Raw genomic sequence first — 18148 nt, 5'->3', positions numbered from 1 at the left:
AATCTCGTGTCCTCCCCCACCAGCCGCTTCTTCCGCGCACGTGTAAGCACCATCACGGACATCTCACCCAGCTTTCGCCGGTTCACCTTCACCGGCGACGACCTGGATCAGTACGGCGACCCCGGCTTCGATCAACGCGTGAAGATCGTCTTCCCCTCGGCGACGGCACCCCTAGAGGCTATGCCGACCGACGAGAACTGGTATCTCACCTGGCGCGACATGCCGGAGGAATCGCGTCCGCCCTTCCGCACGTACACGACGCGGGCAGTGCGGACGTCGGAGAAGGCGGTCGACATCGACATGGTTGCGCACGACGTGCTCGGTCCGGCATCCGCCTGGATCGCGCAGGCCCAGGTCGGCGACGAGGTGCTGATCTTCGCGCCCACCACGGCGCACAGCGGCGTGAGCTTCGGCGTCGACTTCGTGCCACCCGCGAATTCCGACCACATCCTGCTTGCCGGGGATGAGACTGCTGCACCGGCGATTGCGGTGATCCTGGAACAGCTTCCCGCCGACGCACGCGGCGTGGTGGTGCTCGAACTTCCACATCCCGACGATGCGCACTACCTTCCCTCGCACGCGGGGTTCGACATTCGCATCGCGGCACGCGGTCACGAGTCCGACCGACACACCCACCTGGTGCGCTCGGTGGAGGAAGCCGTCGCCGAGCTTGCCCCGTCCGGTCGCGGTGCCGACGTGGAGGAGATCGATATCGACACCGACATCCTGTGGGAGGTCCCCCGCACAGCCAAGGGGGGCGCCGCGCTGAAGAGTGCGCCGCTGTACTCGTGGCTGGCGGGTGAAGCTGGCGCCATCAAGACCCTACGGCGCCACCTGGTGAGCGACGCCGGCGTCGACCGCCGCGCGGTCGCCTTCATGGGCTACTGGCGACTGGGCAAGGCCGAGGTCTAACCTGACACCGAAGCGCGTGCTCGCACGACTGCGCCGATGCGCTCGATCGCCTCGCGGAGCACCTCGGGCGAGCATCCGAAGTTGATACGAATGTGCCCTTCGCCTTCGTCGCCGAACGACGGTCCGACGTTCACCGCGACCCTTGCCTCGCGCAGAATGATCGCGGCCGGATCCTCGCTCCAGCCCAGCGCGTTCAGGTCGATCCACGCCAGGAATCCGGCATCCGGAATCTCATAACGTGCCCCGGGGACGTGCTCAGCGAGCAAGTCAGCGAGCAGGTGACGGTTCTCATCGAGGCGCGCAAGCAGTGAGTCGAGCCACTCGTCGCTGGTGGGATCGAAGGATGCCACGGCAGCCATGGCTCCGAGGAGGCCCGTGCGCCACTCGACCTCCTCCGGGATCGCACGGACGACCGCAGCCGTGCGCTCATCCGCCGTAACGATTTGGGCGCACTTGAGGCCCGCGGTGTTGAACGCCTTGCTCGCGCTGGTGACCGCGTACCCCACGGCCGCGGCGGTGTCGGATGCCGCCAGAAACGGAGTGAATTCCACGCCGGGCTGCACCAGCGGCGCGTGGATCTCGTCGCTGATCACCGTCGCGTCGTATCGCGCGGCGATCTCTGCCAGCTGCGCGAGCGACTCTCGCGAGTGCACGGTGCCGGTCGGGTTATGCGGGTTGCACAGCAGCACCGTTCGCGCGCCGCCCGAAAGCGCCGCCTCAATTCCCGGTAGATCGAGGCGCCACCCGTCTGCGTCGTGCAACAGCGGAACGCGCTCGATCTCGGCCCCGGTTTCGAGGGCGGTGTCGAAGAACGGCGGGTAAACCGGCGGGGTGATCACCACGCGGTCGCCCGGCGACGTGACGGCGCGCAGCAACTCGACAACGGCCATCATCACGTCGCATGTCCACCGGACGCGCGCGGGATCAACGTCCCATCCGAATCTGCGCTGCGCGAACCCCACGAACGCTTCGCGGATGCCGGGCTCGGGCGGGGTGTATCCGGTGTCGCCCCTCTCGACGGCGCGCACGAGAGCTCGGGTGATCGCGGGGGCGAGTGCGAAGTCCGTCTCGGCCACGAACAGCGGAAGAACATCCGCGTCGTACCGCCGCCACTTCGTGCTGCTCCGCTGCCTGAGCTCTTCGATGGGCAACGCGTCGAGGGGTGTCACAGTCACCCCTCGAGCCTACCGACGGGACAGACTCCCGTCAGTGACCGCCGTCACACACCGTCGCTGAACGAAGACCCGTCAGATCGCGAAGCCGAGCGCGCGCATCATGTCACGCCCGTCGTCGGTGATGCGCTCGGGGCCCCACGGCGGCATCCACACCCAATTGATGCGGAACCGATCCACGACGGCATCCAGCGCCTGCGCCGTCTGCTCCTCGAGCACGTCGGTCAGCGGGCAACCCGCCGACGTCAGCGTCATGTGAATGACGAGCGCGTCGTTCTCGTCATCCCAGCTCAGATCGTAGATGAGACCGAGGTCGACGACATTGATCCCCAACTCGGGATCCATGACATCCTTCAGCGCCTCGGTGACCTCGTCGTACTTCTCGGGAGTGAGCGTTGCGGTCATAGTGACGACTCTACGCCTGCGCGTCCACCGCAGGCTCGGAAGCCGGCTCGATGAAGCGGTCGTAGCCCTCGTTCTCGAGGCGGTCGGCCAGCTCGGGCCCGCCTTCTTCGACGATGCGACCGGCAACCATCACGTGCACGAAGTCCGGGCTGATGTATCGCAGGATGCGCGTGTAGTGCGTGATGAGAAGAACACCGAGACCGGTCTGCTCCTTCGCGCGGTTCACACCCTCGGAGACCACCTTGAGCGCGTCGACGTCGAGACCCGAATCGGTCTCGTCGAGGACGGCGAACTGCGGCTTCAGCAATTCGAGCTGCAGGATCTCGTGGCGCTTCTTCTCGCCACCCGAGAATCCCTCGTTGACGTTGCGCGCCGCGAACTTCGGATCCATGCGCAGGTCCTTCATGGACTGCTTCACGTCCTTCGTCCACTGACGGATCGACGGCGCCTCGCCGTCGATCGCGGTCTTGGCGGTACGGAGGAAGTTCGTGACAGTGACGCCGGGGATTTCCACCGGGTACTGCATCGCGAGGAAGAGGCCCGCGCGCGCACGCTCGTCCACCGACATCTCCAGGACGTCTTCGCCGTCAAGCGAGATCGATCCGCTCGTCACGGTGTACTTGGGGTGGCCAGCGATCGTGTAAGCCAGCGTGGACTTGCCCGAGCCGTTGGGACCCATAATGGCGTGGGTCTCGCCCTTGCGGATGGTCAGCGACAGTCCGTTGAGAATCGGCGTCGTGCCATCCTCGGTCTCGACCGTCACATGCAGGTCGCGGATCTCGAGTACAGACATCAGATTTCCTTCTTCACGTTCGGGTCGATGAGCACGTCGTCGCCGTCGATGGTGACGACGAAAACGGGGACGGGCTCATACGCGGGGAGATTGAGGGGCTTGCCGGTGCGCAGCGAGAACGCCGAGCCGTGAGCCCAGCACTCCAGGGTGTCGCCGTCGACGAATCCGTCGGCGAGCGAGATGTCACCGTGCGTGCAGGTGTCACCGATGGCGTGCACCTCTCCGGCGGAGTCCAGGACGACCGAGATCGCCACACCATCGACCTCAACACGCTTGGCAGCGTCTTGTTCGAGTTCGCTGAGTGCGCACACTTTTTGAGCGGTCATTGTGCTGTCTCCTGGGCAAGTTCATCTTCGATCGCCGAGATGAGTTCGGTTTCAAGCGAGGGGATGCGGATCTTCTGGACGATCTCGGCGAGGAAGCCGAGGACAACCAGTCGGCGTGCCTCTTCTTCGTCGATGCCGCGCGCCTGCAGGTAGAACAGCTGCTCGTCGTCGAAGCGCCCCGTGGCGCTTGCGTGACCAGCGCCGCGAATGTCGCCAGTCTGGATCTCGAGGTTGGGGATCGAGTCGGCACGCGCACCCTCGGTGAGGACGAGGTTGCGGTTCGCCTCATAGGAATCGGTCCCCGTGGCATCCGGTCCGATGAGCACGTCGCCGATCCACACGCTCCGTGCGCCCTCCCCCTGCAGCGCGCCCTTGTAGAGCACGTCACCCGAGGTTTCGGCACCCTTGTGGTGCAGGTACACCTGGCTCTCTAGGTGCTGACCGGAGTCGGAGTAGCTGAGGCCGTAAAGTTCGCCGTGCGAGCCGGTTCCGGCGAGTTCGACGCTGGGGTTCACTCGCACAACACCGCCACCGAAGCTCACAACGATGTGACGCAGGCTCGCATCGCGGTCAACACGCGCTTGGTGCGCGGCGATGTGAACGGCATCGTCGTTCCACTGCTGGACCGAAACGACATCGAGGTTGGCACCATCGCGCACAATGATCTCGACGTTCTGCGCGAACTGCGCGGTGCCGCGATGGCGCAGCAGCACAGTCGCACGTGACTGGGGCTGCGCCTCGATCGTGAGGTGCTGGTGGCTGAGGCCCGGAACGCCGTCGATGTCGACGACGACCGGCTCAGCGACCTCGATGCCGGCCGGAATGCGGATCGACAGCGCCTCGTCGCTGCGCGTCCACGCGAGCGCTGCGGTGCGATCTTCGGGAGTGAACACTTCACCACGCGGAGCGTCTTCGGTGCCGAGGCGACCGACCTGCACCGCATCATCAGCGTGCACTGAGACGGATGCCGGGGTCGATGCCGCGTCCGCGTCGAACAACGCCGACACGCGAGCAACGGGAGTGTGCTTCCAGTTGACCTCACGCCCCGTGGGCGTGTCGAAATCCGCCGGCGCGTACGAGCGAGGGCGCTCCGAACGGGTCTGGATCGGGATCACCGACCATGCTCCGTCAGTGTGCGAGCGAGAACCCGGCACCTGCGCGGGTGCCTGTGTTGTTGCCGTCATCTAGCCGACACTGCCTTCCATGCCCATTTCAATGAGCTTGTTGAGTTCGAGTGCGTACTCCATGGGCAGCTCACGAGCGATCGGCTCGATGAAGCCGCGCACGATCATCGCCATGGCTTCGTCTTCGGGCATGCCACGGGACTGCAGGTAGAACAGCTGCTCTTCGCTGACCTTCGAGACAGTTGCCTCGTGACCGAGCTGCACGTCATCCACACGGATATCGATCGCCGGGTACGTGTCGCTGCGAGAAATCGTGTCGACGAGCAGGGCGTCGCACCGCACGGTGTTGGCGGAGTGATGCGCGTTGGCGTCGACACGCACTTCTCCGCGATAGCCCGCACGACCGCCGCCGCGCGCGATCGACTTCGAGACGATCGACGACTGCGTGTACGGCGCCATGTGGATCATCTTGGCGCCGGCGTCCTGGTGCTGGCCCGGGCCCGCGAAGGCGACAGAAAGGGTTTCACCCTTGGCGTGCTCCCCCATCAGGAAGATCGACGGGTACTTCATCGTGACCTTCGAGCCGATGTTGCCGTCGATCCATTCCATGGTGGCGCCCTCGTGGGCGACGGCACGCTTGGTGACGAGGTTGTAGACGTTGTTCGACCAGTTCTGAATCGTCGTGTAGCGCACACGAGCGTTCTTCTTCACGATGATCTCGACGACGGCGGAGTGCAGCGAGTCCGACTTGTAGATCGGGGCGGTGCAGCCTTCGATGTAGTGAACGTAGGAGCCCTCGTCGGCGATGATCAGCGTGCGCTCGAACTGACCCATGTTCTCGGTGTTGATGCGGAAGTACGCCTGCAGCGGGATCTCGACGTGCACCCCGGGAGGCACGTAGACGAACGAGCCGCCCGACCACACTGCGGTGTTCAGCGCAGCGAACTTGTTATCGCCAGCGGGAATCACCGTACCGAAGTACTCCTCGAAGAACTCGGGGTGCTCGCGCAGAGCGGTGTCGGTGTCCATGAAGATGACACCCTGCTTCTCGAGCTCTTCGTTGATCTGGTGGTAGACGACTTCGGACTCGTACTGCGCAGCGACGCCGGCGACCAGACGGGCGCGCTCAGCCTCGGGGATTCCGAGCTTCTCGTACGTGTTGCGAATCTCTTCGGGCAGGTCTTCCCAGGACTGCGCCTGCTTCTCGGTGGACCGAACGAAGTACTTGATGTTGTCGAAGTCGATCTCCGAGAGATCGGCACCCCACGTCGGCATGGGCTTGCGGCCGAACAGTTGCAGACCCTTCAGGCGGGTATTCAGCATCCATTCGGGTTCGGACTTGAGAGCCGAGATGTCACGAACGACAGCGTCGCTCAACCCTCGCTTTGCACTGGCACCCGCCGCGTCGGCGTCATGCCAGCCGAATTCGTAAACGCCCAGACCATCTAGTTCCGGGCGATCGATCAGCACATCAGACATCGTCACGTTCTCCTCCGGACCCTGGCGGTGTGATCCGCTCCGACATTCCTGCTCCTCCGATGGAGTTACCGGAGAGGGATGCCGCTGGTGGGCCCTGCTCATGCGGCGCTGTCCATCGCGCCTAGACTGTCAGTGGTGAATATCGCGCGGACCGCGCGCACCCGACCTGTCGATTCTACAGGTATCCCCCACCCGCCGGGCCCACACCGTCACGCGCGAACACACGCCGTGCGGCGAGGGACGCCAGTACAGGAGGCCCCGCCCGATGTCCACATTGCCGCCGGCCACGCGACCATCTCCGCTGCGACGGATCATCAATGCACTCCCGACCAGCGTGGACCGCCGCGTGATCGCCGCGGCCTGGGCCACACTCGTGGTGCAGATCGGCATCGTCGGCACGGGCGGACTCGTACGCCTGACGGGTTCCGGGCTCGGATGCCCCACGTGGCCCCGATGCACGCCTGAATCGCTCGTCGCGACCGAAGAGATGGGCATTCACGGCGTCATCGAGTTCGGCAATCGCCTCCTCACGTTCGTACTCGTCGCCGTGGCGATCGTCATGTTCCTTTTCGTGGTGCGCATGCGGCGCCAGCGCCGGGACCTGTTCTGGCTGTCGCTCGGCATCGGGCTGTACGTGCCGCTGCAGGCCATCATCGGCGGTATCACGGTACTGACGAACCTGAATCCCTACGTCGTCGGCCTGCACTACTTCGCCTCGGTGATCCTGGTCGCCCTGTCGGCCGTCCTGGTCGTGCGGGTGTACGAGGCTCCCGGGCCTCGAAAGCGCGTAGTGCCCCGCTGGTACGCGATCACGACCCATGTGACATCGCTCGCCGTCGTGGTGACCGTAGTAGTGGGAATCCTCGTCACGGGGTCCGGTCCGCACGCCGGCGACGGCGGCGCCGCGCGCAACGGCTTGAACCCCGAGTTCATGCAGCACGTGCACTCGTGGCCCGCCTACGTCACTCTCGCGCTCACCGTGGTCCTCTTCGCGTTCGCGGGACGGATGCCACGGCCCCAGCGCTTGGTTCTATGGACCGGTCTGCTACTCGCCACCGAGGTCGTGCAGATGATCGTCGGCCTGTGGCAGGCGCGCACGGGCCTACCCATCGTGTTGGTGAACATCCACATGGTGCTGGCCGTCATCCTTGTCGCGGCCATGACCGTCGTCGTCATGAAACTGAAGGCCCCGTCGATCGCCACTTCATAGCGAATTCATGGCATTCGCATACCGCCAGTCCACGCGAGTAGTTCATGCTGGTCACTTCGCGGGGCCGACCGCGCCCTCAGAAGGAGACATCATCACCATGAACACCCGCCCTCGTCTGGTCCGTAGCATCCCGTTCTGGGCTCTCATCGCCGGATCCGCGGCCACGCTCGCCTACGGCGCATCGCTCGTCGCCGACAAGCTCGCGATCATGACGGTGACCCTGACCGATGGCTCAGCGACCGGTGTCGAGGTCTACGTGGGTCAGTCCGTCGCCCTGTTGGGCTCGGTTCTCGTGGGCGTCGGCGTGCTCGGTCTGTTGATCGCTCTCGCCATCGCAGCGGCATCGACGTTGCGGCCCCATGCACCTGTCGAGGTCGTCGAGCCGATCGACTGGAGCAGCGACGCAGAAACGGCCGCCGACGACGACATCGCTGACGCGGAACCGGCATTCTCCCCCGAGGCAGAGGCTGCCCCCGCCGACGACGCCGCCGTCACGAAGGATGAAACCGTGAGCTCCTCGCGCTGACCTCTGAAGCAACGAAGAAGCCCCCCGCGATTCGCGGGGGGCTTCTGTGCATCTGATCGTGGCGATCAGAACGGCAAGAGTGGATCGACGGCGATCGCGACGAACAGCAGCGTCAGGTACGTGATCGACGCGTGGAAGACGCGCATGGGCCGCGGCTCGATTCCCTTGACGGCCCTGTTGTACAGCACGTGCGACTCGTACACGAACCACCCACCGAACACGAGAGCCGAGACGGTGTAGACCAGGCCCATGCCAGCCACGGGCACAAGCAACAGCGAGCACGCCAGGGTCGCCCAGGCGTAAAGAATGACTTGGAGGCCGACCTGCGAACCGTTTCGCGTGGCGCCGAGCATGGGCACGTCGACCGCGTCGTACTGCTCCTTGTACTTCATCGACAACGGCCAGTAGTGCGGTGGCGTCCACAGGAACACGACGGCGAACAAGATCAACGGCGGCCATGCCAGGGATCCGGTCACGGCGGTCCAGCCGATCAGCACCGGGAAGCATCCCGCAATCCCGCCCCACACAATGTTTTGCTCGGTGCGGCGCTTGAGAATCATCGTGTAGATCACGACGTAGAAGAAAATGGCGACGGCCGACAGTGTCGCGGCGAGCCAGTTCGTCGTCACGAGCAACCACAGCGTCGATCCGACCGCGAGGACCCACGAGAACACCAATGCCCCTCGCGGCGTGACCTCTCCCGTGACCAGCGGACGCCCGGCCGTGCGCTTCATGTGCACGTCGATGTCACGATCGAGATACATGTTGAAGGATGCCGCGGCCCCGGCGCTCATCGAGCCGCCGATGACCGTCGCAAGCACCAGCCACAGATTGGGCAATCCGCCGGCGGCGAGAATCATGACGGGCACAGTGGTCACGAGCAGGAGCTCGAGAACCCGTGGCTTCGTCAACGCGACGTAGGCACGGATCGTCGTTCCCACACTCTGACGTGTGCGAGGTGCGTCGAGGGATGCTTCGGCGCCAGCCGTCGTCTTGATGTCCATCGCCCCCGCTATACCGTTGCCCAGAACCCGGTCAAGTCTAAGGCATCTCATCACCCGCCCCGCGTGACGGAGGGGTTCACCGCGCGGATGCTCACAGCACGGCAGGGACCGCGGTGAGCGAAACGTCACGCGGGTGACATTGCACCGCAACGCGCGCGGCGGAGCGTTTCGCAAGACTCTGTCACACAGCGGCTCACATCGCCGGGACGGAATACCCCTTCGATATGCTGAGACCGCACGCGCGCCTCGCGCCGAATCCTCCCTCACCCACCCGGGACGTGGACCGGGATTCAGCCATGTGCCGGGCGCTCCTCGAGAAAGGCCTTCAGTGTCGGAACTGCGTTGGGAAGAAATCGATCGGCGTGCGGTGGACACCGCCCGCGTGCTCGCGGCGGATGCCGTCGAGAAGGTCGGAAACGGCCACCCGGGCACGGCCATGAGCCTCGCACCGGCCGCCTACCTGCTGTACCAGCGCGTGTTGCGCCACGACCCCACCGACACGGACTGGCTCGGACGTGACCGATTCATCCTTTCCGCCGGGCACTCGTCCCTCACGCAATACGTCCAGCTGTACCTCGGCGGTTTCGGTCTCGAGCTCGACGACCTGAAGTCGTTGCGCACGTGGGGCTCGCTCACTCCTGGCCACCCCGAGTATGGCCACACCAAGGGCGTTGAAATCACGACCGGCCCGCTGGGCCAGGGGCTCGCCTCCGCTGTGGGCTTCGCCTACGCCGCCCGCTACGAGCGCGGTCTGTTCGATCCCGAAGCCCCGGCGGGTGAGTCGCCGTTCGACCACTACGTGTATGCGATCGCCGGCGATGGCGACATTCAGGAAGGTGTCACCAGCGAGGCAGGCTCCCTCGCCGGTCACCAGGGCCTTGGCAACCTCATCGCCATTTACGACTCCAACCAGATTTCGATCGAAGACGACACGAACGTGGCGTTCACCGAGGACGTCGCCGCCCGCTACGAGGCGTACGGCTGGCACGTCCAGACCGTCGACTGGAAGCAGTCCGGTGAATACGTCGAAGACGTCGCCGAACTGTTCACGGCGATCGAAGCTGCCAAGGCCGAGACCGACAAGCCGTCACTCATCGTCCTCAAGACGATCATCGGATGGCCGGCTCCCGGCAAGCAGAACACCGGCAAGATCCACGGTTCCGCTTTGGGCGGCGACGAACTCGCCGCAACGAAGAAGGTGCTCGGCTTCGACCCCGAGGAGACGTTCGCCGTCGCAGACGACGTGATCGCCCACACGCGCGCGCTGAAAGATCGCGCCGCCTCGGCCCGCGCCGAGTGGCAGGAGCAGTTCGATGCGTGGGCCGCGGCGAACCCTGAGCGTAAGGCGCTGCTCGACCGCCTCGAATCTGGCGACCTGCCCGAGGGCATCGCTGGCGCCCTGCCGGCGTTCGAAGCAGGCAAAGACGTGTCGACCCGCGCAGCGTCGGGAACGGTCATCAATGCTCTCGCCGCCGAACTGCCTGAGCTGTGGGGCGGCTCGGCCGACCTCGCAGAGTCGAATCTGACGACGATCAAGTCGGCCAAGAGCTTCATCCCGGCGCAGTGGTCCACTCACGAATGGTCCGGCGACCCGTACGGTCGCGTGTTGCACTTCGGCATCCGCGAGCACGCGATGGGCGCAATCGTGAACGGCATCGTGCTCCACGGTAAGACCCGCGCCTTCGGCGGCACGTTCCTGATCTTCTCCGACTACATGCGACCCGCCGTGCGCCTGGCAGCTCTCATGAACATCCCCTCGGTGTTCGTGTGGACGCACGACTCGGTCGCGCTCGGCGAGGACGGTCCGACGCACCAGCCGATCGAGCAGTTGGCCACCCTGCGCGCTATCCCGAACTTCGCCGTGGTGCGCCCGGCCGACGCGAATGAGACCTCGGCCGCGTGGCTCGAGATCCTGCGTCGCCAGGAAGGCCCCGCAGGTATCGCGCTGACGCGCCAGAACATCCCCGTGTTCCCGCGTGGCGAGGACGGCTTCGCCACCACCGAGGGTGTCGCCAAGGGCGCGTACGTGCTCATCGATGCCCCCAACGGAACGCCCGACGTCATTCTGATCGCGACCGGTTCCGAGGTTCAGCTGGCGGTCGCTGCGCGCGAAACGCTCGCAGCCGACGGCATTCACGCCCGTGTCGTTTCGGCCCCCTCGCTCGAGTGGTTCGCCGAGCAGAGCGATGAGTATCGCGAGTCGGTCCTCCCCGCCTCGGTCACCGCGCGCGTCAGCGTCGAGGCCGGTTCGGCCCTCACCTGGCGAGGCATCGTCGGCGACAAGGGCCGCTCGATCGCCATCGACCACTTCGGTGCGTCCGCCGACTACAAGACCCTGTTCCAGAAATTCGGCATCACCGCCGACGCCGTCGTCGAAGCGGCACGCGAAACCCTCAAGGAGAACGCATGAGCACGCCCACCGAGAACCTCGTCGCCGCCGGCGTCAGCATCTGGCTGGACGACCTCTCCCGTAGCCGCATCACCAGTGGCAACCTCACCGAACTGATCACCAGCCGGAACGTCAGCGGCGTGACCACGAACCCGACGATCTTCGCCGGCGCGCTGACCAATGGCGAATCGTACGCCGAGCAGGTCGCCACCCTGGCGGCGGCGAACACCAGCGTCGACGACGCGATCTTCGCGATCACGACGGATGACGTGCGCGACGCCGCCGACATCTTCCGTCCGGTCTACGATGCCACTCACGGTGTCGACGGCCGCGTGTCGATCGAAGTCTCACCCGACCTCGCCCACGACACGGATGCCACTGTCGCCCAGGCGAAGGAACTGTGGGCACGGGTCGACCGCCCGAACGTCCACATCAAGATCCCCGCCACAAAAGCAGGGCTCCCCGCGATCACCGCTGTGCTCGCGGAAGGCATTTCGGTCAACGTCACGCTGATCTTCAGCTTGGACCGCTACGCAGAGGTCATCGAGGCCTACCTCGAGGGTCTCGAGAAGGCACAGGCCGCAGGCCACGATCTGTCGACGATCCACTCCGTCGCATCGTTCTTCGTCTCGCGCGTCGACACCGAGGTGGACAAGCGTCTCGGCGGCTACTCCGACCCCGCGGCGGAAGAGCTGAAGAGCAAGGCGGGCGTCGCGAACGCGCGCCTGGCCTATGAGCTGTTCGAAGAGCTGTTCGCCACCGACCGCGCCAAGAGCCTGGTCGCGGCAGGCGCGAACGTTCAGCGCCCACTGTGGGCATCCACCGGTGTCAAGGACCCGTCGCTGCCGGACACGCTCTATGTCACAGAGCTGGTTGCCCCGGGGACTGTCAACACCATGCCCGAGAAGACTCTCGAGGCGACGTTCGACCACGCAGAGGTCACGGGCGACCGTGTCACCGGTGAGTACGTCGACGCGCACGGCGTTTTCGACGCTCTCGCCGAACTCGGCGTTGACTTCGCCGACGTGACGCAGACCCTCGAGGACGAAGGCGTCGAGAAGTTCATCGCCTCGTGGCACGAGCTGCAGGCGACCGTTCGCACCGCCCTCCAGGACGCGCGATGACGTTCGCCATCCACCTGAGCGGTCACGTCAAGGCGGTGGTGGATGCCACGCTCCCGGCGTTGACCTCTTCGCTGGTCGCTTCGGGAATCACCGCGGGCGACGCAAGCCTGTGGGGCTCGGATGCCGAAACCGAAGCCGCGCAGCGGCTCGGGTGGGTGGAGGCGGTCAGCGTTTCTCGTCCGCTCGTGCCCGAGATCGTTGCACTCCGCGAGAGCCTGAGCTCTCGCGGAGTCACGCGCATCGTTCTCGCCGGCATGGGTGGCTCATCGCTCGCGCCCGAGGTGATCACCCGTACCGCGGGAGTGCCTCTCGTGGTGCTCGATTCGACGTCGCCGGGCCAAGTGTTGGCTGCCCTCGACGGCGATGAGTCAGGATCCCTCGCTCAGACCGCCCTGGTTGTCGCCAGCAAGTCTGGTTCGACGGTAGAGACCGACTCCGCGAAGCGCGCATTCGAGGCCGCCTTCCGCGACCTCGGCATCGATCCCGTCGAGCGCATCGTTGTTGTCACCGATCCGGGCTCCCCCATGGAGACGGCCGCGCGAGCCGACGGATACACCGTCTTCACGGCAGACCCGACAGTGGGCGGTCGATACTCGGCACTGACTGCTTTCGGGCTCGTCCCTTCGGGCCTCGCGGGTGCGGACATTTCCGAGCTGCTCGATGAGGCCGAGGCCTCGATGCTCGAAGTCGCGATCGACAGCCCCGACAACCCCGCGCTCGTCCTCGCTGCGGCGATTGCTGGCGGAGGAGCAGACCGCCGCGACAAGCTCGGGCTCGTCACCGACGGGACTCACATCGTCGGTCTTCCCGACTGGATCGAGCAACTGGTCGCTGAGTCGACCGGTAAGGCCGGGACCGGCATCCTGCCCGTTGTCCTCCTTCCGGTCTCACCCGAGCTCGACAATCGGCCCGCCGACCTGCAGATTGTTCGACTCGTCGATGAAGCGAACGAGTTCCACCTGTTCGAACACCACGAAGGCGAAGTACTGATCAGCGGCTCCCTGGGCGCTCAGTTCATCGTGTGGGAGTACGCGACCGCAATCGCCGGTCGCATGCTGGGCATCAACCCGTTCGATCAGCCCGATGTGGAATCGGCCAAGACCGCTACCCGCGGCCTGCTCGAGGAGCGACCGGAGCCGACTGCTCCCGCGTTCGTCGTGGACGGAGTCGAAGTGCGCTCTACCGACGAGTCGCTGCTGGCCTCGGGGACGATTGCTGGCGTCCTGGACGCGCTGTGGGCTCAGATCCCCGACCGTGGCTACGTCGCCGTGCAGGCGTACGTCGATCGTCTCGCACTCCCCCAGCTGCAGGGGTTGCGCGAGCTCGTCGCCGCCGACTCTGGTCGCCCGACCACGTTCGGTTGGGGTCCCCGCTTTCTGCACTCGACCGGACAGTTCCACAAGGGCGGCCCCGCAACGGGAGTCTTCCTTCAGATCGTCGAGCAGACGGACACCGACGTGGAGATTCCGGGCCGTCCGTTCACCTTCGGTGAGCTGATCCGAGCACAGGCCGCTGGCGATGCCGCGGTCCTCGCGGCATCCGGGCGCCCCGTGGTCACGCTGACTCTCACCGACCCTCAAATCGAAGTGCTTTCACTCTTCGAAGCCGCCCAGTAGGAGCCCCCTCTTCATGACTATCGAGATCTCGCGCGGCAACAACCCGCTGCGCGACCCCGGTGACGGCCGTCTGAATCGCATTGCCGGCCCGAGCGCCCTCGTGATTTTCGGCGTGACCGGCGACCTGTCCCGCAAGAAGTTGATGCCCGCCGTGTACGACCTCGCGAACCGAGGTCTTCTGCCGCCAGGATTCGCGCTCGTGGGTTTTGCCCGCCGCGACTGGGAGGACCAAGACTTCGCCCAGGTCGTCCAAGACGCCGTGAAACAGCATGCGCGAACCGAGTTCCGCGACGAAACCTGGCAGCAGCTGCTTCAGGGCATCCGCTTCGTCTCGGGCGAGTTCGGGGATCCTGAGGCGTTCCGTCGCCTGCGCGAGACCGTCGAGAAGCTCGACACTGAGCGAGGCACGATGGGGAACCACGCGTTCTACCTGTCGATTCCGCCCAAGGACTTCTCGCAGGTCGCCGAAGAGCTGAAGGCGTCGGGGCTGGTCGATGACACCGCCGACCAGCCCGAACGGTGGCGTCGCGTGGTGATCGAGAAGCCGTTCGGACACAACCTCGAGACGGCACAGTCGCTCAACGACGCGCTACGCACTGCGTTCCCTGCCGACTCGATCTTCCGGATCGACCACTATCTCGGCAAAGAGACCGTTCAGAACATCCTCGCCCTGCGCTTCGCCAACGAGTTGTACGAGCCACTATGGAACGGCAACTACGTCGACCACGTGCAGATCACCATGGCCGAGGACATCGGCGTGGGAGGACGTGCCGGTTACTACGACGGCGTTGGGGCCGCGCGCGACGTCATTCAGAACCATCTGCTCCAGCTGATGGCGCTTACCGCCATGGAAGAGCCGATCTCGTTCGATGCAGCACATCTGCGCGCCGAGAAGGAGAAGGTCCTCGCCGCCGTCACGGTGCCCGAAGACCTCGCCAAGTACACCGCTCGCGGGCAGTACGCCGGCGGCTGGCAGGGTGGCGAAAAGGTCCGCGGCTTCCTCGAAGAAGACGGAATGGACCCCGAGTCGACCACGGAGACGTACGCCGCGATCACCCTCGAGGTCAATACGCGCCGCTGGGCAGGTGTGCCGTTCTACTTGCGCACCGGTAAGCGCCTCGGCCGCCGCGTGACCGAAATCGCTGTCGTTTTCAAGCGCGCGCCAGAACTGCTGTTCTCTCGAAGCCAGACGTCCGGTCAGGGCCAGAACGCCCTCGTGATCCGCGTACAGCCCGACGAAGGTGTGACGATCCGCTTCGGCTCGAAGGTCCCCGGGGCTGGCGCACAAGTTCGCGACGTCACGATGGACTTCGGCTATGGTCACGCCTTCACCGAGGCGAGCCCGGAAGCTTACGAACGACTCATCCTCGACGTGCTTCTCGGTGACCCGCCACTCTTCCCGCGCCACGAAGAGGTCGAACTCTCGTGGAAGATCCTCGATCCGATCGAGGAGTTCTGGGCCACGCAGGGTGGCCCGCTCGAACAGTATTCACCCGGGTCCTGGGGCCCGGCATCCGCGGACGAAATGCTCGCCCGCGAAGGACGTGCTTGGAGGCGCCCGTGATCGTCGATCTGCCCGACACCACCGTCAGCAAGATCTCTCGCGCGCTGGTCAACGTTCGTGAAGAGGGCGGCGCGGTCGCCCTCGGGCGCGTACTGACGCTGATCATCCTCACGCGCCAAGGCGCCGCCGAAGAGGTGATCGAGGCCGCAAACGATGCCTCACGTGAGCATCCGATGCGAGTGATCGTGCTCATGATCACCAGTGGCGATGATCTCCCCTCCCGCGTGGACGCGCAGATTCGCGTCGGCGGGGATGCCGGTGCGAGTGAAGTGGTCACGCTTCAGGTCCAGGGTGAGGTGGGTGACCGCAACCTCGAGTCGCTCGTCACCGGTCTACTGCTCCCCGACGCCCCCGTTGTCGTCTGGTGGCCGAACAAGACGCCCGAACTGGTGTCGAAGACGTCCATCGGCAAGATCGCACAACGTCGCATCACCGACGCGGCCACCAAGTCAGATCCTGCCGGATGGGTCGCGGGCCTCGGCGCTCAGTACGCGCCAGGCGACACCGACCTCGCGTGGACGCGCCTGACGCGCTGGCGCGAGCAACTCGCAGCGATCCTCGACCAGCCGCCGTACGAACGCGTCACGGGCGTTCGCGTACGCGGCGCCGCCGATTCACCGTCGACGCCGCTGCTCGCCGCGTGGCTGCGGCTCGCGCTGGACGTGCCGGTGGACTGGGGATACCTCGACCCGTCGGAGTGGCCGCACGGCATCAAGTCGGTCACGCTCGTGCGCGAGAGTGGCGACGTTGTGCTGGAGCGCCCCTCCTCGGGTGTCGCCGTACTCACCCAGCCCGGGCAGCCGGTACATGACCTCTCGTTCCCGCGACGGTCTCTGCGCGAGTGCCTCGCGGAAGAACTGCGCCGGCTCGATCCCGACCTCCTGTATGGTCGAGTGATCACCGAAGGCTGGGAGTTGCTGGGTCCACCGACCACAGGAACGCCAGTCGAGCCGACGCAGGAGTGAGTGGAATGGTCGAGGCCTGGGCCGAGAAGTTCGTTGTTATCGGCCCTGATCCGGCGACGCTCGCGTCGTCGGTCGCAGACCGGTTTCTCGATCGCGTTATCAAGCGCACCTCAGCGGGAAAGCACGCCCACGTGTCGCTGACCGGTGGATCGATGGGTTCCGCGGTCCTCAGGGCCGCCGCATCCAAGCCCGCCGTCCAAGAGATCGACTGGGCTCTGGTGCATTTCTGGTGGAGTGACGAGCGCTTCGTCGTTCGCGGTCACGCCGACCGCAATGACCAGCAAGCCCACGATGCGCTGCTCGGCACGCTCGATATCCCCACCGACAACATCCACTCCATGGCGGCGAGCGATGATGGAATCGACCTCGACCAGGCCGCCGAGGCCTACGCCTCAGAACTCGCGCGCTTCGGCGCTGGCGATCGTGCGTGGCCCTCGTTCGACGTGTGCTTCCTCGGCGTGGGACCGGACGGGCATATTGCGTCGCTCTTTCCCGATCGCTCGGACATTCACGTGACCGATCGCGCGGTGGTCGCAGTGCGCAACTCCCCCAAGCCGCCGCCCGAGCGTGTGACCATGACTCGGCCCGTCATCAACGACTCGAAGCGCGTATGGATGGTCCTCACGGGAGCCGACAAGGCCTCGGCACTCGGGCTCGCTCTCGCTGGCGCTAGCTATTCGAACGTCCCGGCAGCCGGCGCCAAGGGCCGCAAGCGCACGGTCTTCTTCGTCGACGAGGCGGCAGCCGAGAAAGTCCCGTACGAGTTGATCGATCGCGAATACTGATCGCGTAAATGAAAAGACCGGATGCCACGTGGCATCCGGTCTTTTCATTCTGACGTCGGTCAGGACTGGCCGCGTCGCTCCCGCAGCTGCGCGAGCGCGTCGTCGAGCAGCGAGTCAGCCTCTTCTTCGCTCCGGCGCTCTTTCACGTATGCAAGGTGAGTCTTGTACGGCTCGGTCTTAGCCAGAGCCGGCGGGTTCTGCTTGTCGCGACCGGCCGGGAGTCCTGAGTGCGGGGAATCGATGGTCTCGGGAATTTCTTCCTCGGGAATGCCAGCCGCAAAGTAACGGACGGTCTCGTTGCCGAGCGCGTCCCAGTAAGAAATCGCGACACGATCGGCGTGGAAGCCGTGGTCCTGCTCGCCCATCGGGCCCGCACCGACGCGAGTACCGCGGATTGCGTTGCCACCGGTAGCCATCAGATCACCTGGAATTTCGTAATCAGGCCCAGCGCGACAATCGCGACGAACCACACCAATGCGAGGACGATGGTGAAACGGTTGAGGTTTCGCTCGGCGAGCCCGGAGGAACCCAGCGCCGATGTCATACCGCCGCCGAACATGTCGGACAAACCGCCACCGCGCCCCTTGTGGAGCAGGATGAGGAGGGTCAGCAGGAGGCTCGTGATGCCGAGGAGCACCTGCAGGACGAACTCGAGGATCTGCACAGTCTTTCAAGCCTTTCGTGGCGATCAGTCGCCGATCGCACAAGGGTCAAGTATACGACGCGACGGCTGGTGGTGCGGGACTACCGCGCC

18 protein-coding genes are annotated in these 18148 nt (G+C 65.4%); 9 read left to right on the top strand and 9 right to left on the bottom strand.

All coding sequences use genetic code 11. From position 1 onward, the window contains the following. Positions 1–6 precede the first annotated feature (6 nt). Positions 7–912: a siderophore-interacting protein gene (locus tag ON062_RS09165; protein ID WP_274646835.1), complete on the top strand. Its 906-nt coding sequence runs from the start codon at positions 7–9 to the stop codon at positions 910–912. Here ON062_RS09165 and ON062_RS09160 read toward each other — a convergent pair. From ON062_RS09160 to sufB, 6 genes are all read right to left on the bottom strand, one after another. After that, a complete protein-coding gene (locus tag ON062_RS09160; RefSeq protein WP_274646834.1) occupies positions 909–2087 on the bottom strand; it encodes a MalY/PatB family protein in 1179 nt (392 codons plus the stop codon). The two genes, ON062_RS09165 and ON062_RS09160, sit on opposite strands and share 4 nt — an antisense overlap. 72 nt (positions 2088–2159) lie before the next feature. After that, positions 2160–2489, bottom strand: a complete 330-nt coding sequence (locus ON062_RS09155) for a metal-sulfur cluster assembly factor (RefSeq protein ID WP_274646833.1) — start codon at positions 2487–2489, stop codon at positions 2160–2162. 10 nt (positions 2490–2499) lie between these two features. Beyond that, the gene (sufC, locus tag ON062_RS09150) at positions 2500–3282 is read right to left on the bottom strand and encodes a Fe-S cluster assembly ATPase SufC (protein WP_274646832.1); all 783 of its coding nucleotides are present in this window, start codon (positions 3280–3282) and stop codon (positions 2500–2502) included. Continuing rightward, complete coding sequence (locus tag ON062_RS09145) at positions 3282–3608, bottom strand: non-heme iron oxygenase ferredoxin subunit (RefSeq protein WP_274646831.1); 327 nt, start codon at positions 3606–3608, stop codon at positions 3282–3284. The genes sufC and ON062_RS09145 overlap by 1 nt, the downstream gene beginning before the upstream one ends. Continuing rightward, entirely contained in the window at positions 3605–4792 is a 1188-nt protein-coding gene (gene sufD / locus ON062_RS09140) for a Fe-S cluster assembly protein SufD (protein ID WP_274646830.1), read from the bottom strand. Before sufD ends, ON062_RS09145 begins: the two co-directional genes overlap by 4 nt. Then, the gene (gene sufB / locus ON062_RS09135) at positions 4793–6211 is read right to left on the bottom strand and encodes a Fe-S cluster assembly protein SufB (protein ID WP_274646829.1); all 1419 of its coding nucleotides are present in this window, start codon (positions 6209–6211) and stop codon (positions 4793–4795) included. Between the two features lie 265 nt (positions 6212–6476). Here sufB and ON062_RS09130 point away from each other — a divergent pair, with 265 nt between their 5' ends. Together ON062_RS09130 and ON062_RS09125 are read left to right on the top strand one after the other, a co-directional pair. Then, positions 6477–7421, top strand: coding sequence for a heme A synthase (locus tag ON062_RS09130; protein ID WP_274646828.1), 945 nt, complete (start codon positions 6477–6479; stop codon positions 7419–7421). A 97-nt stretch (positions 7422–7518) separates the two neighbouring features. Beyond that, positions 7519–7947 (top strand): dinucleotide-utilizing enzyme, encoded by a 429-nt coding sequence (locus ON062_RS09125; protein ID WP_274646827.1) that lies wholly within the window; start codon positions 7519–7521, stop codon positions 7945–7947. 65 nt (positions 7948–8012) lie between these two features. Here ON062_RS09125 and ON062_RS09120 read toward each other — a convergent pair whose 3' ends face one another. Further along, complete coding sequence (locus ON062_RS09120) at positions 8013–8951, bottom strand: heme o synthase (protein ID WP_274646826.1); 939 nt, start codon at positions 8949–8951, stop codon at positions 8013–8015. A 328-nt stretch (positions 8952–9279) separates the two neighbouring features. Between ON062_RS09120 and tkt the strand changes: the two genes are divergently transcribed. The 6 genes from tkt to pgl are packed head-to-tail and all read left to right on the top strand — an operon-like array spanning position 9280 to position 17394. Continuing rightward, positions 9280–11361: a transketolase gene (gene tkt / locus ON062_RS09115; protein WP_274646825.1), complete on the top strand. Its 2082-nt coding sequence runs from the start codon at positions 9280–9282 to the stop codon at positions 11359–11361. After that, positions 11358–12464 (top strand): transaldolase, encoded by a 1107-nt coding sequence (gene tal, locus ON062_RS09110; RefSeq protein ID WP_274646824.1) that lies wholly within the window; start codon positions 11358–11360, stop codon positions 12462–12464. Before tkt ends, tal begins: the two co-directional genes overlap by 4 nt. Beyond that, complete coding sequence (locus tag ON062_RS09105; protein ID WP_274646823.1) at positions 12461–14080, top strand: glucose-6-phosphate isomerase; 1620 nt, start codon at positions 12461–12463, stop codon at positions 14078–14080. The genes tal and ON062_RS09105 overlap by 4 nt, the downstream gene beginning before the upstream one ends. Before the next feature lie 13 nt (positions 14081–14093). Beyond that, positions 14094–15644, top strand: a complete 1551-nt coding sequence (gene zwf, locus ON062_RS09100) for a glucose-6-phosphate dehydrogenase (RefSeq protein ID WP_274646822.1) — start codon at positions 14094–14096, stop codon at positions 15642–15644. Then, a complete protein-coding gene (locus tag ON062_RS09095; protein WP_274647049.1) occupies positions 15641–16609 on the top strand; it encodes a glucose-6-phosphate dehydrogenase assembly protein OpcA in 969 nt (322 codons plus the stop codon). The genes zwf and ON062_RS09095 overlap by 4 nt, the downstream gene beginning before the upstream one ends. A 5-nt stretch (positions 16610–16614) precedes the next feature. Further along, positions 16615–17394: a 6-phosphogluconolactonase gene (gene pgl, locus ON062_RS09090; RefSeq protein WP_274646821.1), complete on the top strand. Its 780-nt coding sequence runs from the start codon at positions 16615–16617 to the stop codon at positions 17392–17394. Positions 17395–17453: 59 nt separating this feature from the next. On the opposite strand, the gene ON062_RS09085 is transcribed toward pgl, so the two are convergent. Further along, on the bottom strand, positions 17454–17810 hold the full coding sequence (locus tag ON062_RS09085) for an RNA polymerase-binding protein RbpA (RefSeq protein ID WP_274646820.1): 357 nt from the start codon (positions 17808–17810) through the stop codon (positions 17454–17456). Next, complete coding sequence (gene secG, locus ON062_RS09080) at positions 17810–18058, bottom strand: preprotein translocase subunit SecG (protein ID WP_274646819.1); 249 nt, start codon at positions 18056–18058, stop codon at positions 17810–17812. The genes ON062_RS09085 and secG overlap by 1 nt, the downstream gene beginning before the upstream one ends. Positions 18059–18148 lie beyond the last annotated feature (90 nt).

Origin of the sequence: Microbacterium sp. C7(2022), assembly GCF_028823665.1 — a bacterium.
Taxonomy (GTDB): Bacteria; Actinomycetota; Actinomycetes; order Actinomycetales; family Microbacteriaceae; genus Microbacterium.
This window is presented reverse-complemented; position numbering and strand designations above follow the sequence as displayed.